This is a genomic window from Paraburkholderia sp. MM5477-R1, assembly GCF_050436385.1.
GTDB lineage: Bacteria > Pseudomonadota > Gammaproteobacteria > Burkholderiales > Burkholderiaceae > Paraburkholderia > Paraburkholderia tuberum.
Map to the genome: position 1 here is coordinate 530,978 of NZ_JBNDMC010000001.1, position 21,813 is coordinate 552,790.

Genomic DNA, 21,813 nt, shown 5'->3' on the forward strand with positions numbered 1-21,813 from the left:
GCCAACCTGGTCTCATAATCGCTTCCGCTCAGCCAGAATGTCCAAGTCATCCAGGAGTTGTTGGCCCTCGGGCGTCAGAGACAGCATCTCAAGAATCTGCCATTCGACCGGCCCGTTTCTAGGCGATTTGATCTTCGAGACCGCCGGCAGATTGCGCCGCAGCCGGTCGAGCGCCGTTTTCACATCCGCGGCATCGGCATCATCGAGGACAAGTTTGGATCGCTTTGCCAAAGCGCGCCAGTCTTTGGCCTTTACCACTGTCTTGACCGCCTGCGAAAAACTCTGCCGTTCGCGAAAGAGAGGATGCAGGAAAATACGCAGGGCATAGCTCGCCAATAACGCTGCGATCACGGAGCGCTCCCGCACCACACCGGCCGCGGCGAAAACCCCTCCATTCGAAAGCAAGCACCATACGTGTGTACCGTCGCGGGCCACATTGCCGCGTGGCACGATACGCCAATCGTGACCATCGACTTGGAAAATCCTCACGGTTTCGACGACAACCCCTGCTTGCTCGTCGGCGTCAAGTCCGATCTTGAGGATGGCTTCTTCGCCGTCGCTCTCCTTAAGTTTGACTGCTGCCGCCTCGCCGACGAAGCCAGAGGGTGCGAATCGGAGTTCGGGCGCAGTGGTCACCGAGCCGTGTCCCTCGGGCGCCTCCAGTTCCAACTCGCGCCGCGGTGGAGTATCGGCGAGTTCCAATGTGGCTTCTGATAATTCACCGAGCCGCGCGCTGCTCTGTAATGCGCTTGTTCGTGCCTGCGTGACCGTCAGGCCTTCCGGGGGGCGGCGAGAGCGCAGAAAATGTTCCCTGCGCAATTCGAACGTTCGCGGATCTTCACGCTCGTTCTCGCTCTCTTTACGGGGCATCGATTGCTCCTGTGGTGTCGCGATTATAGTTTCTCCGGATTGGATCGCTATCAGGAGAATACTCGGGACTCACGCTAACAAACAGTGACGGTGTCAAATAACTCGGGACTCACGCTAACAAACAGTGACGGTGTCAAATAATAGGATGACAAGAAAGATCGACCTGCTATCGCCAGCGAGCGTTGAGCGTAAAAACACTCGGATTCATTTCTCGGAGCGAATGCATTTAAATCTAGCACTCATTCCGAGGAACGCAAAGGTAGAATGCGCGCGAGCTCACGCAATCCAGACGGCCGGCAAACGGCTGAACCTCAGTCAATCCGCAATCAGTCACGCACTCGGCCGCCTGCGCGATGTCCTCGAGGACAATCTACTCGTGCGCATCGCCAAAAGGATGGAACCGACGGCTCGGGTAGCCACCGAGCATAAAGAGACGGTGATCAGAACACGCTTACGAGGGAGCGGCGCGGTCGTACAACCCGTGCGAACGGCCGCTTTGTCTCCCGCAGAGCGGCCGTCCCCTGCGGCCGTCCCCCATCCTTTGCTGTCGGTCCCTTATTTTCATCGAACGCGTCTAGTCCGTTGGGAATCGAGGAAGCATCGATTCTGGTTTGATGGAGCCGACTGTTTTGAACAGTGCAACGCGCCCCTCTAACACTCGAAGATGAGCGCAGAAGAAGTTATCGCGATTCATGATTTCCAATGAAAAAAATCGGCATGCACCAAAAGTTTGTCCTAGTATTTTTTGCAGGCCTTTTAAAGTCAAATCTGCGATATTGGTTGTTTCGTCAGCAGGCCACGGCACATGCTCAATGAGACATACATTTGTAGATGGGCGCCCCCCGAAGAGAGACTCCACGAAAATGCGAAGTTCGGTGCGAATCACGTAGTTAATCACATAATAACAAAAATCGACGCGGTACTTAACTCACGGGTTCGCCTCCCATAAACACCACGCCAAACAAAATAAATAGGAGATACAGCGATGAAAGATACCATTTTTATTAAATTGCGCGGCAATTTTGTGGTCTGGTTTGCGTTTGCCGTGCTAAGCGCGACAACTCTGGCGGCGTCGCTGGTTTGGCCACAATGGATCGAAATGTTGTTTGGCAATCAGCCTGACGCAGGAGACGGCGTGGAAGAGTGGGCCATAACTGGCGTGCTAACTGCCATGACGTTGATAGTAGGCGCTGCCGCAGCATGCTCATGGCGAACACGATCCACATCCTCAGGGAAAAATCAATAAAGCAGGTGACCAGATTGAGTTGGCAACTGCAAATTCAGCGATCGGAAACCTTTCAGAATCTGACGGTCGCCTTCTACAACGTCAGCCGCGTACGCGGACCCCGCTAGGTACAAGGTATTGGTGTTGTTAGGATCGACAGCGATGGGCAAATTGTAATCAGCCTGTCCGCCCAACGAGGGTAGGCCGCTGATGCTGCGTCAGATACGTCGCGATTCAAGCAGCGTTATTGCGATCCAGCATCAACCGTTGATGCTGGAGTTTTCTGCCACGCGAGTAACATCTCCCTAGCGAGGTGGGGCTCGCCATGCGAATCGGGATTGGTGGGATGGGAACGGGATACGGCAAGGCAAAGATTTCCGCTCGAGTATTCCCGGTCGCCATGAACGTTTGAATGTCGCTCGCGTTGGCCTGTCACCAATAGGCCTCCCAAGCAAAGGTAAGCCCGAAGTATTGCCGCCGCTCATTAAGCGGCACGGAACCGGAAGCGGGTCGTTCTTTGGCTTTGGGACCGCTCGGCAATTTGTCCACGAGGCTAGGATCGGCATTCAACATAAGCTCCAGCGCGGCTATATTTTGCACACCTTGGCAGTTCGGATCTTGCCGCCGGTTCCACAAAAGAAGTAGAAACTCGTGTTCGAGTCGGGAATCCGGTTCGGCAGCCCGTAGACTCTGATATACGTTTCGCAGAAGCGCCGTTGCCTTTATCGCGTCGGAGCACGCTAACTTTGTGAGCAGGCCATATAACTGCTTCCGGTACCCCTCGATGCCTGCCGGATACCACGACTTGAAACAGACGAATTGAGTGGAATGGGTAGTGTCGGTCAAGCATGAGTCGAAGCGGCGCTGTGAGTTGTCGGGCGCCCTGCAATAATCTAACCCGTACGCATTGCGCTCGTAGCGCACCGCGGATTTCGACGCGCTCAAAGTCTCGCGCTCACTCGAAGAGAATGCATCCCATAGCGTACCGCGAAGATCTATCAACGGCGTTTCAGCTCCGTCAAAGTCGGTATCGAACAGCTGAGCGTAACTAAGATCTACTCCGGCCATCTTGGCGCATGAAAAGGACGATCCTTTCAAATGCGCGCCCCTGAAGGTGGACCCGCCTAGCTCGGCGCTATTGAAAATGGCACCAACCATTTCCGCCCCGCCCGAAAATTCTGCGGCTTCCATATGCGCATCGGAAAAGTTCGCCGCTTCCAGACGTGCTCCCTCGAACCTCGCTCCGGGTGAAGTTGCGTGGCTGAAATTTGAAGCTTCCGCAAAACTAAACCAAAAAACGGCGCCGGTCAGATTTGCCCAGTCAAATTGAGCACCTTCGATGTGCGCGTCGGCGAACGACGCGCCTTCGAGGTCAGCATGGCGAAAATCTGCACCCGTCAGAATGGCCGACTCGAAGTTCGCGCCTCGGAAATTCCGCTCGGAGAGGATCAGCCTGTCCACCCTTGCTCAAGCCGTTCAACCTCTGCGTAAGACTGCCCCGGAGGCTGTCCAATACTTCAGCACTCGGGGGTTTTGCGAGCAGAGTCTTTCCTTCGGCGTTGAGCTCCCTGAATGCGTTGATCCTGCTTAAGGTCGTTTCACCTATAGTCGAAACTTCCAACGACTCGCCCGTGACAACGAGTGCGAGGGGCAGAACGCAACCTAGTGCGACCGCGATAATGAAAGCACCGACCCCTCGCTGTTCGATCGACGCATTGATTTGTTCCCGTGGGCCGAGTGCTCGACGCCGCCTTCTGATGAATCGCCACCGCAGTACTGCGGCCGTCACCACCCAGATCACGAACAAGCCAAATACAGTGAACGCGAATATCGCTTTGAATACGTCAAGCTCATCGAGTGAATCGCGGGTAGTAAATAAGCATGCAACGCCAGCAATGAAAAGCGCCAGCACGTTCAAAGCGATGAACCAATGAGTGCACATCCCGCGCGCAACTTGCCGTAGGAACCCCGACCAGCGGGTTTTGTCGCATTAACGCGGTCAAGTAAAATCCGTCGACCGCAACGCATGAGAAGCATGATGGCAAAGACGAAGGCGCCACGCAAGACGCTGCCCGCTGGCATTGGCAAGGTACTGAAGCGGCTGCACTACCCGCTGGACGTGATCCTGCTGTGCGTGCGGTGGTACGTGGCGTACTCACTGAGCCTACGTAACCTCGAGGAAATGATGGCCGAGCGGGGTATTGAGGTGGATCATTCGAGCGTGCACCGGTGGGTTATCAAGCTGCTGCCGGTGCTTGAAAAAGCATTCCGCAAACGCAAACGGCCTGTGGGCAAGAGCTGGCGCGTCGATGAGACCTACGTCAAGGTCAAAGGCCAATGGAAATACTTGTACCGTGCCGTCGACAAGACAGGTAACACGGTGGATTTCCTGCTGCGCGCCCATCGGGACAAGGCCGCGGCGCGCCGCTACTTCGAGAAGGCGATTGAACAGAACGGCGACCCCGAGACAATCACCGTGGACTGCAGCGGCGCGAATCTGGCTGCGCTTGAAGCGCTCAATGCCGAGCGTTTAACACCGATCAAGGTCCGTCAAAACAAATACCTGAACAACGTCGTCGAGCAGGATCACCGTGCCATCAAACGCATCATCAAACAGATGCTGGGGTTCAAGGCTTTCCGCTGTGCGCGCATCATCCTGTCTGGCATAGAGATCGCACACATGATCCGCAAGGGGCAGTTGTGTGACGATGTCGTCGCCTCGACTGCAGCCGAACAATTCTACTCGTTGGCAGTGTAAGTAGTCCTACTGATATCACGCTTTACTCAAGCTGTAATCGTTAGCGCGACAGAACCCTCCGCACTCCTTGCGTCACGCGTTCGCGACGCACCTGCTCGAATCAGGTACCGATGTGCGGACCATCCAGTTACTGCTCGGCCATCGCAGCCTCGCCACCACGTCGCGCTATCTGAAGGTCGCAACCAGCACCGTCTGCGCGACGACCAGTCCGTTCGACCGACTGCCTCTACAATCTCCTACATCGATCTGCTCCGCGCCGCCGTCCGTAAGCTGAGCGCGATCATGCGCGCCGCACTGGAGTTGGCGGACGTTCTGCGTCGCCACGGGCCAACGTATCGGGAAGTCCATGTCGACTCGCTCAGCCGGGAGCAGCGTCGCGTCATGAGCGCGATCGAGCAGTGTCGTACCGCAGCGCTCGGTGGCCACGTCGAACAGTGCGACACATGCGGACATCAGCGCATCGCCTATAACTCCTGCGTTATGGGAAGTTCTGTCTAACGGGGAGAGGATAACAAGGGCGCGCCGGGTGTCGATCGGCAAGACTTCGCGGAGGTCGAAGCGTATGGGGTGCAGAGGTGGCTCGGCGAACTGGCGCTTGCGCTCAGGCCGCTTGCTGGGCATTGCGGCCCGGCCGATAGGCGTACTGCTCGGATGGAAGGTCGGCTTCGAAGATCGGTTCGAGCACCAGCATCGCTGCTGTCATGCACACCCGGTCTCGCAGGGTCGAGATGCCCAGTGGCCTCAGCTTGCCATTGGCCTTCGGGATAAACACTCTTCTGGCCCGGAGCTAGCGCGAAGCGGACTCACCACCCCCATTGACTCTCCATTAAAGCTTGGCCCTGAGCATCGCGATTACCTTATCGGATGGCCGAAACGAACCCCTGCGCAGATGCGGTGGGACGATCGCGTTGAGGGCTTCGAGCTTCTCAGTTGGATCAGCGCGAGTGTAGATTTCAGTGGTCGCCAGATCGCTATGCCCGAGCCATAAGGACACTTTCCGAATATCCTGAGTGCTTCGTAGTACTATCATTGCGCAGGTGTGCCTCAACACGTGTGGTGATACCTGCTTCTTCGATAGCGAGGGACACGTATGACGAGCTGTCTCAGCGTGGTATCTAAAAGGCCAGTTCAAAAAGGCCGCTCAGTTCGGCCGAAGATGTTCCAGCAGACGAGTGAGCAGGCCAGTTTGAGGAATGCTTCGTGAATGTCAGATCGGCGTTCGAACCGAATGCGAAGACGACGGAAACCATGGAGCCACGAATGAGTCCGTTCGACGACCCAACGGAACTTGCCGAGGCCGCTGCCGTGTTCGGTGCGGCGCCTGGCGATGACCGGTCTGATGCCGCGCTCGCGAAGTCTGCGGCGATGCGGGTCGGAGTCGTAGCCACGGTCGGCGTAGATGACCTTGGGCTTGCGAAGCGGTCGGCCGCGAGTGCCGCGAATCGGCGGGATAGCGTCGACCAGCGGCAGCAGTTGCGTGACATCGTTGCGGTTCGCGCCGGTCACGATCACGCTGACAGGAACGCCGTTCGCGTCTACGAGGACGTGGTGTTTGGACCCTGGTCGTGCGCGATCGGTGGGGTTTGGCCCAGTTTTTGGCCCGCCCCAACGGCTCGCACGGACGATGAATCGACAGCCGCATATGACAAATCGAGCTGGCCAGATTCGCGAAGCTTGTCGAGCAGTAGCCCGTGCAGTTTGTCCCACACACCGGCCTGCTGCCAGTCGTGCAACCGACGCCAGCAAGTCGCTCCAGAGCCGAAGCCCAGCCGGGTCGGCAGAAGGTTCCATCGCATCCCTGTCTTCAGCACGAGCAGGATGCCATTGAGTGCTGCACGGTCCGAGACCGGCAGCCGTCCAGGGTAGCGCTTGCGTCGCGGTTTGGGCGGTGGAAGTAGCGGTTCGATCAGTGCCCACAGTTCGTCATCGATGATAGGTGCCGGCATTCCTTGATCCGTTGTTTAGGCATCCAAGGTTAACCGTTTCGTGGAAAAGTAAACAGCCCTTCCGGGCTCTTTTTGAACTGGCCTCTAAGGATATACGCGAAACCCCAGCGACTCATTGCTTCACCGCGAGCATTGACGAACAATTCCGGTACTGCAGCAGTTCCCCGTACCGCCATCCAGGCACGCAACGCGTTAGTGGTCGTTTTCCACAGGGGCAACGCGCGCTCCCGCCGACCCTTGCCGTGAACACGAATGCTCATCGACGGGAACACAACATCGGCGACTTGCAAACCCGTCAGTTCCGATACACGCAGTCCGGCGCAGATGGCCAGATGCAGCATCGCCCGGTCCCGGATCCCCTCGCGCGTTGATGGATCGGGCGCATCGAGCAGGGCCTGAACCTCTTCCTCGACCAGATAAGGCACTAACCGGGAATCAGTTTTCTTGTAGGGAATGCCCAGGATTCGTCGCGCCTGCTCGAGTATCGCGGGCTCGCGATACTCAAGGAAGTGGAAGAATGACCTGATTGCAGCCAGCCGGACATTGCGAGTCCCAGGCGAGTTCTGGCGCGTATCTTCCAGATATTCCAGGAAGTCGCTGATCAGTCTCGCATCGAGCTGCTCCAGCGCTAGCGACGACGGCGTCATCCTGAGTCGCCCGGCGGCGAACTCGAACAGGAGCTGAAAGGTGCAAGCATAGGAGTCGCAGGTGTGTTGGCTGGCGCCTCTCTCATGAGCAAGGTTTTGACGAAGAAATGCCACAATGTGCGGTGCGATCGGGATCATTTCTGTTCTCCAGTGAGAAACCCCTCTGCGGCGACAGCAATGTCATGCAGAAGCTCGGGAGTGGCCTCCAGATACCAATAGGTGGCGTTGATGTTGACGTGACCCATGTAGGTCGCAAGGGCCAACATGTGCCGCCCAACGCGGTCCCGGCCTTCCGGGCTCACCTCCAGTGCCCTGACGGCGAACGTGTGCCTGAGCTCATGCAGGCGGGGACGGTGGCCGTTGTGGGTGGTGCCGATGCCGGCAATCTTCAACAGCTTCTGGAACGTCCAGTAAGCGACCGTATATCTGAGTGGTCGACCATCGTCATCAACGAACACATGGTCGTCACCCGGACGGGCCTGCAGCCGCAGGGTCAAGTACCCCTGCAAACCCTCCGCCGCCGTCTCGTGAAGTGGAACCAGACGGGTCTTCTGGAATTTACTCTTTCGAATGAGTAATCCTTCGGGTGTAATGTCGGCACGCCGCAGGTTCAGGGCCTCAGAGATCCGCATGCCCGTGACTGACAGCAGGGCGATTAATGTCGCATACGTTTGTGGTTGCAACATATCGCGAGGACCCGATTGCAAGGCTGCGTTGACCAGGCGCTTGATGTCGGCGCGCGAGTAGATGAACGGGACGCGGCGTGTCTTTCGGTAGCCAAAGTACCGGGCGGGCGGCAGCTCATGGCTTTGATCTTCGGTACGCAGATACCGGGCGAACCGACACACGGTCTTTAGCCTCGCGTCACGCTGGGCCACCGACGCAGCCTCAGCGGCCCAGTTGATTGCGGTTTGCGCGCGAACGTGCGTTTCACCGCGCTTGACGGCAAAGCACGCGAAGCTGTGCAACAGATAGTCTGCGTTCAGTAGTTTGAAGCCGGCCGCACGCCGCGCGGCAAGATAGGACTCCACGGCCGGCATCATTTCGTCACCTCCGGCCATGGCTGCGCGACTTGCCTGAGCAGCGCGACGTCGACCTTGGCGTAATAGGCCGTGGTGTCGATGCCGCGATGCCTCAGGACCTGGCCAATCTGGTCGAGGGGAAGCCCATGACGTAACATCTCGGTCGCCGCTGTGTGGCGCAGCAGATGGGCGCCTTTGGCGGGCGAACTCACCCCGGCACGTTTTAGTGCGCGCTTCACTACCGACGATATGCAATCGCCTGAGATAAACGGCTTGAAAGGGGCGATGTTTCGAACAAAGACGTGGTCGCTGCAGGCAACTCGAGGTCGCGACTCGATGTACCGCAGAAGTGCCTCACCGGCATCCTGCGGCAGCGGCAGACGAACTTCATAGCGCCCCTTTCCCGAGACGCGCGGTGTCCCGGTTTCCCACTCGATATCGCTCATGCGAAGGTTCGCCAGGTCACCAGCGCGAACCCCGAGTCGCACCAGCAACAGGACAATCGCGCGATCGCGAAGGCGCCCGTGTAAATTGCCATCGCATGCGGCAATCAGACGGTCAACTTCGTCAGCGCTCAGACACCGTGGCAGTGTCGCCAGGCGCCAGTGCGCCAACGCCGGAACCGCTTGATCGAGTCCGGCGCGACATAAACCCTCAACACCGAGATAACGCAGGAAGGCCCGCGCGCTGGTGACCAGCTTTTCTGCGGTACCGATGCCACAGTTGCAGGCACTGTTCAACAGGAACGTGCGCATGTGCTTTGCGTCCCACTGGGTCGCGTCGCTACCAAGCACCTCCACCATCACTGCGGCATCGCGACAGTAGAGCCGAATGGTCGACGCTTTCGCGCCTCGGTGCGTGTGCAACCATCGCCGGAAACCGCTCACGATTGCCGGCTCTCGAATCTCGGCAATCGAGGGCTTGTTGTCCTGGCAGACGCCGATCTCAATCAGGTATTCGCGAAAGCGCTTGGCACCGAAATACAGATGGTGGTTGGCTTTACCTCCTTTTGCTTCCGGACAGGTGCAGGTAGGCAGATGACGATAGAAGATTTCTGGAGTCTGTGGATCCGCATCGGCCAGGGTGCCGCCGTGCGCCAGCATGAAGCGGCCCAGATGGTCGGCGGCTCGCAGATAACGTACGGCGCTGGCCGCGGAGTATCCGTCCCGTTCGAGCGCATCAGCAAAGTCATCAATGAAGGCTCCGCTGGGCCCCGAGCGCAGGCGTTTCAGGGTTTTGGGTGCTACCAGGTAGGTGTCTAGCATCACGTCCTCCTATGAGGGTTGCCGGGGAAGGCCAGACGACCATAGCAAAGGAGAACCGAGATTTTATGGGGAGTTGACCGACGACCAACCAGACACCAAACCGACGCGGCCAGCCGCATTCGTGTCGAATCTGATCTGCAACTCCCCGTTAGACAGAACTTCCCATAAGGCACGTAACGGAGTGCACTCCGTTACCTGCGGTAACCGGCACTGTCCGAAGTGCCAGTCGCTCGCCCGCGCGCAATGGCTCGAGGACCGCCAGGCCGACCTGCTGCCCGTACCGTACTTCCATGTTGTCTTCACCATCCCCGAGGAGATCGCGTCGGTCGCCTTCCAGAACAAGCGCGTGGTCTACGACATCCTGTTTCAGGCCACGGCCGAAACGCTACAGACGATCGCTTCCGATCCACGCCATCTCGGCGCGACCATCGGCTTCATCGCGATCCTGCACACGTGGGGGCAGAATCTTGTGCATCATCCCCACCTGCACTGCGTCGTCCCGGGCGGTGGCCTCGCACCCGACGGCAGCCGCTGGGTAGCCTGCAAGCCTGGTTTCTTCCTGCCCGTGCGGGTGCTTTCGCGTCTGTTCCGGCGACTGTTCCTCGAACGGTTGCAGCACGCCTTCGACGTGGGCGAACTGCGGTTCTTCTCCTCGCTGGCGCACCTGGCCGAACGACGCGAATTTGCCCGCTACCTGGCCGGTTCGCGGCACACCGAGTGGGTGGTCTATGCAAAGGAGCCGTTCGGCGGCCCGCAGCAGGTCCTCGACTACCTCGGCCGCTACACACACCGCGTCGCGATCTCCAACAACCGCCTCGTCGGCCTGAGCGCCGACCACGTCACGTTCCGCTGGAAGGACTATCGTCATCCGGGCCGGCCGCGCGTGATGCACCTGGACGCCCACGAATTCATCCGGCGCTTCCTGCTGCATGTGTTGCCGCGTGGGCTACAACGCATCCGCCACTACGGGTTGCTCAGCAATCGCCTGCGTGAGCCCCGGCTGACCGTATGCCGTCATCTGCTCAACGTCGAACCCACCGCCATGGCCTGCAGCGTTCCCGAACCTGACTATCGCGACCGCTACGCGAAACTCACAGGCCGCTCGCTCCGCGACTGTCCGGTGTGCTCGCGCGGGCGCATGCTGTGCATCGACCGGCTGTTACCCTGTGCGCCGCCGCGAGCACCACCGGCGAATTCCCGATGAATCTCGACCCCTTCTCCTGCAACACCGGTTCCAGCGCGTCCCGCAGGCACCGTTGGACACGCTTGGCCAGACGGCGCCGACCGTCCACGCACGCACCCCGCGTCGATTGTTCATCGTCTGCGTTGCGCGGACATTCCTTGCTCAACCCGGACCGCCAACCGTTCATCCCGGACGCTGCGAATACTGTCGTCGTGAACATCGCAAGCGCGCTTCGATTCAATGCCCATAGCCCAACCGTCTGCGGAGCGGTTTAGCTCAAAGAATTTTTAGCGAAGCACAGACGGCCCGCACGTTGTGCCAACGCGCGCCTCGTGCGCCGTCTGCGCTTCGCTAAAAATCCTCTGCCTTATCGTGGCAAAACAATAGCCAATGACCCTGTCAGAGCCCAGGTCCGCTGGGCGAGCGCCGTCCGCCCGGTCTTCATGTGACACACAAAGACCAGACAGCAACTATTTGATTTTATTAAATATTAATACAGGGGCAGACCAGAAACCCTTGTCGCGCCTGGATCACGCTACCGTCGTAATCTGCACGGAAGTCACCGGGATACCAATCTAGGAATGTCCGACCGACGGCATCACAAAGAGGCGTTCGTCCCACACCTTCACGCCGGCAACCCATAAAACAGTTTCCAGAGCAGCTCTTCGACCCGGCGCGCGCCGAGCTCGGTCAGCGCAACATCGAGCGGCGCCCTCCCTTCGAGCTCCGGGTGCGGCGTCGACAGGAATTCCCGCGCGTCCTCTTCGTCGTTCCAGACGTAGGCCGTCGTCGCGACGATCCTGGCCAGCCGCTCAGTCTTTTCCGATTCGTCTGGCGTCAGCCGATCGCGACGCCGCTTATAGGTCGCTTCGGGGATGATGCGGGCAAGTAGCGCACGCCGGGCGTCGGTACCCTGCGTCGCATGTTCGACGCCCGCTCGCAGCGCGGACTTGGGCAGGCCGTCGCGGACAAGTGCCTCGAGTTCCGCGAGCGTGTGCGGGACCTGCCGCAGTTCCATGACCGCGGCCACTGCTTCAGGCGTAATCAGTGACATGCGACTCCCGATTAAAGTATCAGTTGATACCTAATCATAGCGCAATTGATACCGGCCGCAAACCCATCTTCAATGTTCGTCGTTCCAGCCCATGGCGAGCTGCATCACCTGATGCAGCTGCGCAATCGTGATCTGCTCGGGAACCAGGAGTCCCCGCCAGACCGGCGGGCTGACGCCGCGCAGACTGACTCGCGACTGGAGAACGGAAGCCGGATCGGAAGGGTCGGAGTCCATCGACCCACTATAAGCTCCGCATCGGCCATGTTCGCTGGGATCCGACTTCAGCCCCAGCTTCGGCGCGGTCTCCTGGGAGGGCCAGTGTGCAGTGACCGGCGCTTACACCTTGAGAGCGCTGGTCGCGAGTCATGCCAAGCCATGGAAGGACAGCACCGATGTAGAGAAGCTGGACCCGAGCAATGGCTTGCTGCTCGCGGGCACTTTGGACAAGGTCTACGACGGCTACCTTATGTCAGTCCACCCCAAGACCGGCAATCTGCTCTTCTCTGATGCGATCGACGAGGCGGAACGTGCCCGTCCGGTGGGTGACCATACCCGTCTGCGCAAGACGCCCAATGCAGAACAGGCGGTCTACCTGGAGGCGCACTACAAGCGCTTCCTCGAGAAGCAAGCAGAGCGCAGCTCCAAGCTGCGCAATGTAGCCTAGGTCTAGCGGGCTCCAGCGGGGAGCCTGTCGAGGCGGCCACCTCGACATCGTCCGTGCCTGCGAGAATCGCCCACATAGCATGACGGCACGTTACGGCCTACAGAAATCTTTCATACACGAAACGCTCAAGCAATTAAGAATCCGCTGGCGACAGGGTGTCGCACTGCGCACGCGAATAAACCATTTATAGTGCACTGCACAAGCCCCGTCCAATCGGCAAATGCGATCTGACGACCGTGTCCGGCGTTGCCCGGTTGGCGGACAGACATGCCGCTGAAGGTGATTCGACACGCCTGTCAGCTTCGCCGGTTCCTGGTTAGCCATCAAAATGAGGTCTCTGTGAAATACCTTCCCCGCATCGCCGCGTCCGGAGCGCTTTTGGTCGTCGCTCTCGGCGTCGTCACGTTCGCCCAGATCAAGTTCGCTCCACAGTCCGCAGAGGCCAACCCGGTCGCACGGATCGTCCTGAACGTCGAGTCGTGGAACGGCTGAGCGACTCCACCGCTGTATGTAGCCCGCGCCCCGCAGGCAAAGAAAAACGGTTGTGTCGCGATAAGGTCGACGAGGGCGAAAAATCCGACTATGGTAAGGATTCCTTATACCATCAGCGAATAGAACTGGGCGGCGACGGTTCGCGCGACTCCGTCGTCCTTCATCTGCCCTTTTCTGATCATGTTCATCACTTCGATGCCTGACAGAATGATGCGGGCGCACCGGAAATTCTTGAAGCCCATCATCGGTTTGATGATGCGCTTGATGGCACGATGGTCCTGTTCGACAATGTTGTTCAGATACTTGACCTGACGGACCTCTGATGGGCGTTTCCCGTTCAGCGTTGATGCTCTGGATGGCGGTCAGATTGGCGCCGCTTTTGTCCATGGTAACGGTCTCAGGCGCGCCGTTCTGAGCAATGGCTTTCTCGAAGTAACGACGGGCGGCAGCCTTGTCACGATGGGCCCGAAGCAGGAAATCGACGGTCTTGCCAGCCTTGTCCACAGCGCGATACAAGTACTTCCACTGGCCGCGCACCTTGACGTAGGTTTCATCCATCCTCCAGCTCTTGCCAACCGGACGTTTGTGTTTGCGAAAGGCTTTCTCGAACAACGGTACGAGCTTGATGACCCAACGATGCACGCTCGAATGGTCGACCTCGAAGCCGCGCTCGGCCATCATCTCCTCAAGATCACGCAGGCTAAGCGAATAGGCCACATACCACCGCACGCATAGCAGGATCACGTCCAGCGGGTAATGCAGTCGCTTCAGCACCTTGGTGATTCCCGGCGGCAACGTCTTACGCGGCGTCTTGCCCGTCATAGCCATTCTGGTCGTATCAATTTGGGTCGATCAATTTTACCTGATCGCCTTAGCGCGACAGAGCCCCGGCTTGGTGCGTCAGCGAACGGCAGAAGATGGCCGACCACCGCCCGACGTAGAACCGGCGGAGTCGCCCGGCCTTGATCGGTCACGTCGGGCAGGAGTCGACCCTCAGCAGTCATTTATCCGCGAAGAAGGAGCGGCCGAAGCCCAACCATAACAATACATTCAGAGCACAAAGACCCAAGCCGTCGTGGTGGGCCGTAATTCGGGCTTCGATGCGGGTGCGCGCCTCAATCGGCTGGTGTCAGAAGCGCATCCGTTCAATGCCCAATGCCCGGCACGTTCAGGCTCTTCCGGATCGCCATTGTCGCGCGAGTGATCGCTGGTTGTCGAAGCCGTGGACAGGTTCTCAGCCAGTATCCGCGCTTCGCACTCCACCATACGGCTCCGATCGTCCGCACTCTTACCTCGGACCGTCGATGCGTCTGAACCAATCTTGATCAGCCGAGATTGACGGGCAAATCGTCGTAGCGCCTGAGCTTGTAGAACAGTACAGAAGCCAACCAGCTGACGACGAAGATGCCAATCACCGCGTAGCCGAGCAAGCCAAAATTGTCCGACGCGGCGCCGACGATATCCCAGAAGCCACCCTTCACATCCAGCTTGTCGGCGATCAGTGCCAGCGCTTCGATGCCGCCGATCAACACGGCCACGACCACCGACACGAACGTGATGGTGATGTTGTAGTAGAGCTTGCGAACCGGCTTCATGAACGCCCAGCCATAGGCGCCGAGCATCAGTACGCCGTCGATAGTATCGATCAGGCACATGCCAGCGGTAAAAAGCGCCGGAAAAATCAGAATCGTCGCGAGCGACATGCCGTTGGCCGCCTGAGCGGCTGAAATGCCGAATAGCGCGACTTCCGTGGCGGTATCGAAGCCCAGCCCGAACAGGAAGCCGATCGGATACATATGCCAGCTACGCGAGACGAGCCGGAACAGCGGACGAAAGATTCGCGACAGAAAACCGCGCCTGTTGAGCAGCATGTCGAGATCTTCCTCGACCAGGCGCTCGCCGCGTTGGACACGCCGGAAAGTCTTCACGACCGATACGAGAATCATCACGTTCACGATTGCCAGCACCAGCAGGAAGCCTGCTGAAACGGAGGTGCTGATTACGCTGCCGATCGCTTTCATGCCTTCGAAGCGCGCTTTCAGCGTAACCGCTGCGAAAGCAACGGCAATCGACAGCGCGATGACGATCGTCGAATGACCCAGCGAAAAGAAAAACCCCACGGCAACCGGCCGTTTTCCGCCCTGCATCAGTTTGCGCGTCGTATTGTCGATCGCTGCAATGTGGTCGGCGTCGACCGCGTGACGCGAGCCGAACGTGTAGGCAAGCAACGCGGTACCGATCAGGGCGGACCGGCCATGAAGTGCGGTCAGTGCCCAGATCCAGATGCCGATATTGGCTGCAATGAGCAGTGACAAGATTCCGATGACCTTGCCGCGTAGCGCATGCGGACCGTCGTCGAAAAGATGTGAAAGATAGCGCCGTTGCATGAATTCCTCGCATGCCAGTTGAACCTCCCGATACGGGCGGCTTGGGCCGGGCGCGTTTGCATCCCGGGCGTGGCAGGTCTCCTGGCTCACGCGTCATCGTCCGGCGTCGCCTTCCCGGTTGCCCAGTGGCTTCATGGCGTCGGACTTCGCGCTCACAGTTGCGGGCACAGCTATGGCCTTGGCAGTCGCCTCACCATATTCCCTATTAATGCCTTGCGGCAGCCATCGCATCGCCGATTATCGCGCAGAACTGGCGCGGACAGCTTCCCTCACCGGCATCCTGAGCAGGCGCTGGTGACGAAGGCGCGGGCACGGCTCGCAGTTCAGGTGCGCGGCGCGGGATTCGCCGGTCGACCGCAGCCATGCAAGGACAGGGACGAAGAGCACCGTAGCGGCCAGCATGGCGCCCACATTCAGATGGAACGTCGCACGCGTCAACCGATCGACAGCACGCATACATTGCTCCGGTCGAAATTTGGGGTTTGTGCGGCGCCCGCCGGGTGTTTCAATCGGACCGCGCGCCGAACGAAGGGCAGCTCAGTGATCCATTGTTGCAGGACTTTTCGTCTCGCACTCGGCCTTCACCTGCTCGCCGTCGCTGAATGTGAAGGAGAACGGAATCGACATCCCCACCTTGAGCGGCTTTTTCGGCTGTTCCAGCATCACGTGGTATCCGCCCGGTGTGAACGACAGCGTGCCGTTCACAGGCACGGTTGCCTTATGGACCATCACCATTTTAGACGTGCTGCCGTTGCTCTGCGTCTGGTGAAGCATCGCCATGCCGTACGCGTCAGTTTGCACGGCGGTCAGGTCGATCGGCTTCCCGCTCATGTTCATGACGCTGAAATAGCCGCCCGATGGTAAATCGCCCGGCAGCAGGCGTATCCAGCAGTCCGAAACCATCACGGATGCGGGAGCCGCTGCAGCACCTGCCGCGCAACCGCAAAGCGCGGCAAACAGAATGAATTTGAGTGTGGGCTTCATGTTGATCTCCTGGGTTCAGGGTTGCACTGCGTCTTCAGTCCGCCAGCGGCTGGAGCGGGCGGCCAGATAGCATGCGGTCGGCCAGCCAGACCGCGATGAGCGTGACGCCCATCAATGGAAACACCGCACCGAGCAGCACGAGCGCGAGCTTCCAGCCGCGCATTGACGCAATGGCGCGATCACGTCCGGGCGCCCCAAGCGTGCCCGCCGGTCGGCGTTTCCACCACATCACACAGCCAGTGAAGGCAAGCGTCGCGAGGCCGAGCGAGAGCCCCGCGCAAACGATCTGGTTGGCGAGGCCGAAGTAGCGACCCATGTGCAGCGACGTGCCGTATGACACCGCCTTTCCCACCGCGCCGTAATCACCGTAGCGAATATCTTTCAGGATCGCACCGCTGTACTGGTCGATATAGACCGTGCGCTCGAGCTTCGGGTCCGGCGGGAAATACGACACCGTATATACGCCGCTGGCGGAGGCGGGCAATGCGACGTCGTAGTCATCGGGCAGACCGAGCGCACGCATTTGCGTCACGACGCGGCCGAGCGTCCATACCGTGGGGGCGGCATCCTGCGACTGCGGTACCGTCGCTGCGCCCGCGGCCCACGGTATCTGCGGCAGCGGCAGATCGTCCATCGTCATGCCGGGCATCGAATCCATGCCAGCCTTCTGGCTATCGGCCGCGTTGCCCACCACGGCTGAGAGTTGAGCGGCCCCCCGCGGCAGTCTCGAGTGTAGCGGCAGTCCGCCCCACGAGCCCGGTGGAGAGCCGAGGTTGACACTTGCCGAGAGCGACTTGAAATGCTTGCCCCATGAGCCCGTCCATGGCAAGCCGGTCACGACGAATGCGAGGGCACCTGCGGCGAGCCAGATGCCAAGCGCCGCGTGCATGCTTTTCCAAAGCGGTCGGCCGCGCAGCGTGAAGCGCGGCACCAGCGCGCCACGCAGCGTCGTGCCCGCGCGGGGCCACCACAACGCGATACCGCTGCCGATCATCACGAGCGTCCAGCACGCAACGAGTTCCATCAGCAGTTCGCCCAGCTTGCCGAGCAGCAGCTTGCGGTGAATCATCCGGTCGATCTGCATGAAGCGGTGTTCGACACTGAGCGTGCCGAGCACCGTGCCGTCGTACGGATTCAGGTAGAGGCTCTGCTTTTCGCCATTCGGCAGGCGGAAAATGAACTCCGCGCTGCGATCTGCGCGCGACGAGATGCGTGCGGTCGTTGCTAGCGAGCCCGCCGGCAGCGCCTGGCGCGCGTTCGCCAGCAACGTATCTTCGGCGAGGCGCGGCACATCGCGCGGCTCGACCACGAGCCTGTGCGGATACAGCAGCGGCTCGATCTGCGGCTGGAAACAGTACAGCGTGCCAGTCAATGCGAGCACCACGAGAAAAGGCATCACGAACAGACCGGCATAGAAATGCCAGCGCCACAGCGTGCGATAGCCGCGGCTCGCAGCTACGGCGGTGACCGGTGTCGAACTCGAGTCGGTTGCGGTAGTGGACATGAGATACCCCTTTCTTTACAGGTGCAGCCGACCTTCGACGTAAAAGGTGCGGCCCGGATACGGGTGATAGACGAAGTAGCGCGAGTCGAAAATATTGTCGACGCCCACGCCGATCTCGCTCAGCTTCGTCGGCCGGAACGTGAACTTCGCATCCGCAACCGTATACGTGCTCGTCCCGCCGAACACATCCGGATTCGAGTCGGTATTGGTCAGCGTGTTGTACTGCCGCCCCGAATAGCGCACCGCGAGCGTTAGCGCCGAACGGGCGTCGAAGTGATACGTGGCCGCGACGTTCGCGCGCCAGAGCGGAATCCGGTAGAAGTATTTGCCCACCGTCGCGGGATTCTGCGCATTGGCGAGAATCTTCGACTGCGTGTACGCCGCGTTCGCAATCAGGTCGAGGCCGTGCACGAACACGTCCTGCCCCTGATAGCTGGTTTCCACGCCGCGCGAGCGCACCTTGCCGATGTTCTGGAAGTTCGTGATGTTCGGAATCACGGTCGTGTCGGTCTGGCTGAAAATCGTGTTCTTCACATCGTCCTGAAACAGTGACAGCCGGAACAAACCATTCCAGTGTGCCCATTCCGCGGTCAACTCTTTTGAGAGGTCGTCCTCGGGCTGCAGATTCGGGTTGTTGTTGATGATCGACGAACCGTTGATCTGCCCCTGGAACAGTTCTCCGACTGTCGGGAAACGGTACGCGCGAGCGATCGATGCACGCAGCGTCAGATCGTCGGTGACGTCGAGTGACAGTGACGCCTTTGGCGAAAAATGATGCTGGTCGGCTCCGGCAATGGGCAGAGTCGTCGCACTGAGCGACTGGGAGCCGTCGTAGGCACGCCAGTCCTCATAGCGCACACCGTAGACGAATTTCCAGCGCGACAGAAAGCGCCACGCGTCCTGCGCATAGGCAGCCTGAGTCTGTGTGCGGCCCTTGAACGCGTTGGCGAAGCTGCTAGCTGAACCGTCGCGCCATGCCGCGGTGTTGAAGGTTTCGTTGTCGAGGAAATAGTTGTCGTAGTGATATCCGAACGTGAGGGCGTGATTCCAGAAACCTGCCTGCGGCGTCGCCGGTGTGTAGGTGGTCTTCAGGTCCAGCGTCTTCCAGCCGGTGCCGTCCCCGAACGTAACGACGCCGGGTCCGTTGCCGGGTCCGCCAGCGTTGGCGGTGCGTGCAACGCTGTTCGACACGTCATAGTACGATGCGATCGCTTCGCCGTTCCAGCCGGTAGCGTTGTGCGTCTTCAGCCACGCGCCGTACAGCCAGTTCTCGCTGGTGCCGAGGCTCGGTGCGAACGCGGCGGCCGGAATGTTGTACTCGAAGCCGTTGATCGCAACCTTGCCGCTATATACCGGATTGCCGTTCGCATCCCGCAGGAATGTCGACGTCTCGCTGTTATAGGTCTGATGCCAGTAGCCAAGCGTGAAGCCGGCCTGCACGGTCGGCGTGAAGTCGTACTGCATCTTCAGTTTCAGCTGGTCCTGGATCGTTCGTTCGATCCCTTCGCCGTTCACGCCGAGTACTGCGGTCGGCGCATTGGTCTGGTTGTTATAGAAATATGCGCCGGTGACCGGCGTGTCGCCCGGTTTTGCCGGCGTGGTCGACTTTGCGAGCGTGGCGAACTGCAAAGGCTGGCTCGTGTTCTCGAAATGATTGGCGCCGACAAAATACGAAAACTTTCCAATACGATCGCCAATCGTCGCGCTCGTCTCAGTGCCGTTGAAATTCTGATTAACCCCATACAGGTCGAAGTGCTGCGTGAACGCTTTCACGGTCGCGTCCGCTTCGAATCTGGTCGGCATCCGCGTCGTGATCAGCACGGTTGCGCCGAGCGAATTGCCCGGATAGAGCGCGGAGTACGGGCCGTAGATCACGTCTACCTGCTGGATCTCATCCGGAAACACCATGGACCAGCGCGGCGGAAAGGAATAGCTGTTGCCGAGCAGATTCGACAGCAGCAGCCCGTCCGCATAGACCAGACCGCGCGCGCTTTGTACGTTACTCGTGCCGCGCACCGCGATGATCGAGTTCAGATCGCCGATGAAGCGTTTGCGCACTGCAAGATTCGGCAGATACTTCAGCACGTCTTCCGTGTTGACGACGTTCCAGTTTTCGAACTGGTCGCGCGTGACCGTCTCGGTCGAAGCGGGCAGATTCGGATCAACGACGGGGCGATAGCTCCCGGCGCCGCTCGCGGTTACGGAAACCGGTGGCAATGTGGTGACGGCGTGGTCCGCGCCGGTCGCGATAACGGAAGAGGCTGCGGCGGGGGCGGCTGTGACACCGGCTGTATCTGCGAATGCAGGTTGGCCGAGGAGCGCGAGGGGCAACAATCCGAATGCGACACGGCGCGTGCGCGTGCCGCCGCAAACTTTTCGCGGAGCGAAGCAAGGCATGTGATTCTTTCCTGCGTGCGTTGATGAATGGCCGCATGCGCGCCCTGGATGGGCGCGTACTATTGCTGCGGCGAACGACGGTCAGGAAAATGCGGGAGGGTCCCGTGGGCGGCCGGACGGAAAAGCGCCGATCGGCATGAAGCGTGTGGACAGCACGGCTGCCGCAACTGCGACCGGCAACAGAAGCACCGGCGCAACGGCCGGCGGTATCGGTGGCAGCGCCGTGTGGGTCGCGAGCAGATCGCAGTAGCCGCAGGCGGATAGCGGGTCGCCCGCATGATGACTGACACTATCCGTTTGCGTGGCCGAACAGAGCACTGCGACCGGTTCACCGGTGCGGGCCGACGCAACCAGCTGGCTCACGGCCGGCACGAACACGACGAGGCACATGGCGAGCGTGCCAAGCCATGCGCAGAGTCGACGACGGGAGTGGAGGGTCATGAGCGGTTGAATTTGTTAGCGGGCGCAGTTTAGCACTGGTTCTGTAAGCAGGTTAAGCACTCCCTCTTCGCTTCCCGCCTTACGCGCGACATTTTGACGCGCTCGTGTGACGCGGCCTGTGGCGCAACGGCCCTCGAATGGAGCCTTGTCGTTGAGAGTTGTAAAGCGGATGAGGCACTACGCGGGCAGACGAATGAAAGCTCTCCGCAATAGACTGTACTTCCCAATCCTGATCTTTGCGACGGCAATGCCGCACCAATCCATGCCCCCATTCTTTGATCGCTGTGTGCGTCTCGTTGTCGGCGCAATGCTCTCTGTTTCACTTGCCGCCTGCCACCATGAAGAGCCGTGGAAGCTCACGGACGTCCAGGGGCATTTGCCCGATCTGGATTTCGCGCTGACCTCCGACGCCGGCAAGCAGATTAGCCAGGCGAACCTGGCAGGTGATGTCACACTCGTCTACTTCGGCTACACGCATTGCCCGGACGTATGCCCGGAGACGCTGGCCAAACTGGCCCAAGTGACGCATCAACTGGGCGGCGCCGCACAGCATGTGAAGGTCCTGTTCGTGAGTGTCGACCCGGCGCGGGACACGCCCGCAGTGATGCATGCGTATGTCGATGCGTTTGACGCAAAGCACGACGTCGGCCTGACCGGTTCCGACAGCGCGATCAAGGCGCTCGCGCAACGCTATCGCGTCGCGTACCAGGCTGACAAGCCCCGCGCGAACGGTGGATACGAGGTAACCCATAGCTCGGCGATCTACATATTCGATGCGAAAGGGCATGCACGCCTGATCGGTGCGAACGACGATCCGGTCGACGCATTTGTGCACGATCTGCGTCAATTGGCCGATGAGACCTGACGACAGGCGCCCGCGACGGTGCTGAAGAGGCCGCGAACGAGCCCGCGCACCCACGGTGTATTTAACAGATAGAGTCGGACGTACGTCGGAGAGTCCGGTCAGATTCGCC

At 59.7% G+C, this 21,813-nt stretch carries 23 protein-coding genes, 2 pseudogenes and 1 riboswitch; of the genes and pseudogenes, 9 read left to right on the forward strand and 16 right to left on the reverse strand.

The features are described from left to right. Positions 1 to 12 precede the first annotated feature (12 nt). Positions 13 to 870 carry a hypothetical protein gene (locus OKW35_RS02580; RefSeq protein WP_429551157.1) on the reverse strand — a complete coding sequence of 286 codons (858 nt, stop codon included), beginning with the start codon at positions 868 to 870 and terminating at the stop codon, positions 13 to 15. Between the two features lie 220 nt (positions 871 to 1,090). On the opposite strand from OKW35_RS02580, the pseudogene OKW35_RS02585 reads away from it, so the two are divergent. Further along, positions 1,091 to 1,282: pseudogene (locus OKW35_RS02585) on the forward strand (helix-turn-helix domain-containing protein); the annotation flags it as partial. Positions 1,283 to 1,855: 573 nt separating this feature from the next. After that, on the forward strand, positions 1,856 to 2,116 hold the full coding sequence (locus tag OKW35_RS02590) for a hypothetical protein (RefSeq protein WP_429551158.1): 261 nt from the start codon (positions 1,856 to 1,858) through the stop codon (positions 2,114 to 2,116). 411 nt (positions 2,117 to 2,527) lie between these two features. Here OKW35_RS02590 and OKW35_RS02595 read toward each other — a convergent pair whose 3' ends face one another. Next, entirely contained in the window at positions 2,528 to 3,556 is a 1,029-nt protein-coding gene (locus tag OKW35_RS02595; protein ID WP_429551159.1) for a pentapeptide repeat-containing protein, read from the reverse strand. Positions 3,557 to 4,130: 574 nt separating this feature from the next. On the opposite strand from OKW35_RS02595, the gene OKW35_RS02600 reads away from it, so the two are divergent. The 3 genes and pseudogenes from OKW35_RS02600 to OKW35_RS02610 form a co-directional block, all read left to right on the forward strand. Next, positions 4,131 to 4,853 carry an IS6 family transposase gene (locus tag OKW35_RS02600; RefSeq protein ID WP_429551160.1) on the forward strand — a complete coding sequence of 241 codons (723 nt, stop codon included), beginning with the start codon at positions 4,131 to 4,133 and terminating at the stop codon, positions 4,851 to 4,853. Between the two features lie 112 nt (positions 4,854 to 4,965). Beyond that, positions 4,966 to 5,127 (forward strand): hypothetical protein, encoded by a 162-nt coding sequence (locus OKW35_RS02605; RefSeq protein ID WP_429551231.1) that lies wholly within the window; start codon positions 4,966 to 4,968, stop codon positions 5,125 to 5,127. Between the two features lie 8 nt (positions 5,128 to 5,135). Then, positions 5,136 to 5,330: pseudogene (locus OKW35_RS02610) on the forward strand (transposase zinc-binding domain-containing protein); the annotation flags it as partial. 124 nt (positions 5,331 to 5,454) lie between these two features. On the opposite strand, the gene OKW35_RS02615 reads toward OKW35_RS02610, so the two are convergent. The 6 genes from OKW35_RS02615 to OKW35_RS02640 form a co-directional block, all read right to left on the reverse strand. Further along, positions 5,455 to 5,625 (reverse strand): hypothetical protein, encoded by a 171-nt coding sequence (locus OKW35_RS02615; protein ID WP_429551161.1) that lies wholly within the window; start codon positions 5,623 to 5,625, stop codon positions 5,455 to 5,457. A 54-nt stretch (positions 5,626 to 5,679) separates the two neighbouring features. Further along, complete coding sequence (locus tag OKW35_RS02620) at positions 5,680 to 5,985, reverse strand: tyrosine-type recombinase/integrase (protein WP_429551162.1); 306 nt, start codon at positions 5,983 to 5,985, stop codon at positions 5,680 to 5,682. Then, a protein-coding gene (locus tag OKW35_RS02625) for an IS5 family transposase (protein WP_429551163.1) occupies positions 5,982 to 6,799 on the reverse strand; the annotation gives its coding sequence in 2 pieces (ribosomal slippage) (positions 5,982 to 6,469 and positions 6,469 to 6,799; 819 coding nt in all). Before OKW35_RS02625 ends, OKW35_RS02620 begins: the two co-directional genes overlap by 4 nt. A 29-nt stretch (positions 6,800 to 6,828) precedes the next feature. Next, positions 6,829 to 7,584: a tyrosine-type recombinase/integrase gene (locus tag OKW35_RS02630; protein WP_429551164.1), complete on the reverse strand. Its 756-nt coding sequence runs from the start codon at positions 7,582 to 7,584 to the stop codon at positions 6,829 to 6,831. Next, complete coding sequence (locus tag OKW35_RS02635) at positions 7,581 to 8,489, reverse strand: tyrosine-type recombinase/integrase (RefSeq protein ID WP_429355210.1); 909 nt, start codon at positions 8,487 to 8,489, stop codon at positions 7,581 to 7,583. The genes OKW35_RS02630 and OKW35_RS02635 overlap by 4 nt, the downstream gene beginning before the upstream one ends. Further along, on the reverse strand, positions 8,486 to 9,733 hold the full coding sequence (locus OKW35_RS02640; protein ID WP_429551165.1) for a site-specific integrase: 1,248 nt from the start codon (positions 9,731 to 9,733) through the stop codon (positions 8,486 to 8,488). The genes OKW35_RS02635 and OKW35_RS02640 overlap by 4 nt, the downstream gene beginning before the upstream one ends. 181 nt (positions 9,734 to 9,914) lie before the next feature. Here OKW35_RS02640 and OKW35_RS02645 point away from each other — a divergent pair, with 181 nt between their 5' ends. Further along, complete coding sequence (locus tag OKW35_RS02645) at positions 9,915 to 10,937, forward strand: IS91 family transposase (RefSeq protein ID WP_429551166.1); 1,023 nt, start codon at positions 9,915 to 9,917, stop codon at positions 10,935 to 10,937. A gap of 604 nt (positions 10,938 to 11,541) precedes the next feature. On the opposite strand, the gene OKW35_RS02650 is transcribed toward OKW35_RS02645, so the two are convergent. Both OKW35_RS02650 and OKW35_RS02655 read right to left on the reverse strand, forming a co-directional pair. Further along, entirely contained in the window at positions 11,542 to 11,970 is a 429-nt protein-coding gene (locus OKW35_RS02650) for an antitoxin Xre/MbcA/ParS toxin-binding domain-containing protein (protein WP_187638982.1), read from the reverse strand. Between the two features lie 69 nt (positions 11,971 to 12,039). Further along, positions 12,040 to 12,204, reverse strand: coding sequence for an IS1096 element passenger TnpR family protein (locus tag OKW35_RS02655; RefSeq protein ID WP_187638983.1), 165 nt, complete (start codon positions 12,202 to 12,204; stop codon positions 12,040 to 12,042). Between the two features lie 91 nt (positions 12,205 to 12,295). On the opposite strand from OKW35_RS02655, the gene OKW35_RS02660 reads away from it, so the two are divergent. Then, positions 12,296 to 12,634 carry an HNH endonuclease gene (locus OKW35_RS02660; protein ID WP_429551167.1) on the forward strand — a complete coding sequence of 113 codons (339 nt, stop codon included), beginning with the start codon at positions 12,296 to 12,298 and terminating at the stop codon, positions 12,632 to 12,634. Between the two features lie 267 nt (positions 12,635 to 12,901). Further along, positions 12,902 to 13,126, forward strand: a complete 225-nt coding sequence (locus OKW35_RS02665; protein ID WP_146014416.1) for a hypothetical protein — start codon at positions 12,902 to 12,904, stop codon at positions 13,124 to 13,126. Positions 13,127 to 13,230: 104 nt separating this feature from the next. On the opposite strand, the gene OKW35_RS02670 is transcribed toward OKW35_RS02665, so the two are convergent. From OKW35_RS02670 to OKW35_RS02695, 6 genes are all read right to left on the reverse strand, one after another. Continuing rightward, positions 13,231 to 13,954 (reverse strand): IS6 family transposase gene (locus OKW35_RS02670; RefSeq protein ID WP_429551168.1). Its coding sequence is split into 2 segments (ribosomal slippage): positions 13,231 to 13,443 and positions 13,445 to 13,954, totalling 723 coding nucleotides; the frame shifts between segments, so codons are not numbered across the junction. Between the two features lie 497 nt (positions 13,955 to 14,451). Then, a complete protein-coding gene (locus OKW35_RS02675) occupies positions 14,452 to 15,513 on the reverse strand; it encodes a HoxN/HupN/NixA family nickel/cobalt transporter (RefSeq protein WP_429551169.1) in 1,062 nt (353 codons plus the stop codon). A 54-nt stretch (positions 15,514 to 15,567) separates the two neighbouring features. Continuing rightward, a riboswitch (cobalamin riboswitch) is annotated at positions 15,568 to 15,755 on the reverse strand. Between the two features lie 295 nt (positions 15,756 to 16,050). After that, positions 16,051 to 16,497 (reverse strand): copper chaperone PCu(A)C, encoded by a 447-nt coding sequence (locus tag OKW35_RS02680; protein ID WP_429551170.1) that lies wholly within the window; start codon positions 16,495 to 16,497, stop codon positions 16,051 to 16,053. Positions 16,498 to 16,531: 34 nt separating this feature from the next. Continuing rightward, positions 16,532 to 18,001 (reverse strand): PepSY-associated TM helix domain-containing protein, encoded by a 1,470-nt coding sequence (locus tag OKW35_RS02685; RefSeq protein WP_429551171.1) that lies wholly within the window; start codon positions 17,999 to 18,001, stop codon positions 16,532 to 16,534. Positions 18,002 to 18,016: 15 nt separating this feature from the next. Continuing rightward, positions 18,017 to 20,398, reverse strand: a complete 2,382-nt coding sequence (locus OKW35_RS02690) for a TonB-dependent receptor (RefSeq protein ID WP_429551172.1) — start codon at positions 20,396 to 20,398, stop codon at positions 18,017 to 18,019. Between the two features lie 81 nt (positions 20,399 to 20,479). After that, positions 20,480 to 20,839, reverse strand: a complete 360-nt coding sequence (locus OKW35_RS02695; RefSeq protein ID WP_429551173.1) for a DUF2946 domain-containing protein — start codon at positions 20,837 to 20,839, stop codon at positions 20,480 to 20,482. 262 nt (positions 20,840 to 21,101) lie between these two features. Between OKW35_RS02695 and OKW35_RS02700 the strand changes: the two genes are divergently transcribed. Next, on the forward strand, positions 21,102 to 21,704 hold the full coding sequence (locus OKW35_RS02700; protein WP_429551174.1) for an SCO family protein: 603 nt from the start codon (positions 21,102 to 21,104) through the stop codon (positions 21,702 to 21,704). The last annotated feature ends 109 nt before the right edge of the window (positions 21,705 to 21,813 follow it).

Excerpts from the sequence above, each read along its gene's own strand:
- OKW35_RS02685 (WP_429551171.1), bottom strand. The coding sequence starts at position 18,001 with ATGTCCACTACCGCAACCGACTCGAGTTCGACACCGGTCACCGCCGTA.
- OKW35_RS02680 (WP_429551170.1), bottom strand. The coding sequence starts at position 16,497 with ATGAAGCCCACACTCAAATTCATTCTGTTTGCCGCGCTTTGCGGTTGC.
- OKW35_RS02590 (WP_429551158.1), top strand. The coding sequence starts at position 1,856 with ATGAAAGATACCATTTTTATTAAATTGCGCGGCAATTTTGTGGTCTGG.
- OKW35_RS02675 (WP_429551169.1), bottom strand. The coding sequence starts at position 15,513 with ATGCAACGGCGCTATCTTTCACATCTTTTCGACGACGGTCCGCATGCG.
- OKW35_RS02630 (WP_429551164.1), bottom strand. The coding sequence starts at position 7,584 with ATGATCCCGATCGCACCGCACATTGTGGCATTTCTTCGTCAAAACCTT.
- OKW35_RS02600 (WP_429551160.1), top strand. The coding sequence starts at position 4,131 with ATGATGGCAAAGACGAAGGCGCCACGCAAGACGCTGCCCGCTGGCATT.
- OKW35_RS02635 (WP_429355210.1), bottom strand. The coding sequence starts at position 8,489 with ATGATGCCGGCCGTGGAGTCCTATCTTGCCGCGCGGCGTGCGGCCGGC.
- OKW35_RS02695 (WP_429551173.1), bottom strand. The coding sequence starts at position 20,839 with ATGACCCTCCACTCCCGTCGTCGACTCTGCGCATGGCTTGGCACGCTC.
- OKW35_RS02650 (WP_187638982.1), bottom strand. The coding sequence starts at position 11,970 with ATGTCACTGATTACGCCTGAAGCAGTGGCCGCGGTCATGGAACTGCGG.
- OKW35_RS02580 (WP_429551157.1), bottom strand. The coding sequence starts at position 870 with ATGCCCCGTAAAGAGAGCGAGAACGAGCGTGAAGATCCGCGAACGTTC.
- OKW35_RS02640 (WP_429551165.1), bottom strand. The coding sequence starts at position 9,733 with ATGCTAGACACCTACCTGGTAGCACCCAAAACCCTGAAACGCCTGCGC.
- OKW35_RS02690 (WP_429551172.1), bottom strand. The coding sequence starts at position 20,398 with ATGCCTTGCTTCGCTCCGCGAAAAGTTTGCGGCGGCACGCGCACGCGC.
- OKW35_RS02655 (WP_187638983.1), bottom strand. The coding sequence starts at position 12,204 with ATGGACTCCGACCCTTCCGATCCGGCTTCCGTTCTCCAGTCGCGAGTC.
- OKW35_RS02700 (WP_429551174.1), top strand. The coding sequence starts at position 21,102 with ATGCCCCCATTCTTTGATCGCTGTGTGCGTCTCGTTGTCGGCGCAATG.
- OKW35_RS02665 (WP_146014416.1), top strand. The coding sequence starts at position 12,902 with ATGCCGCTGAAGGTGATTCGACACGCCTGTCAGCTTCGCCGGTTCCTG.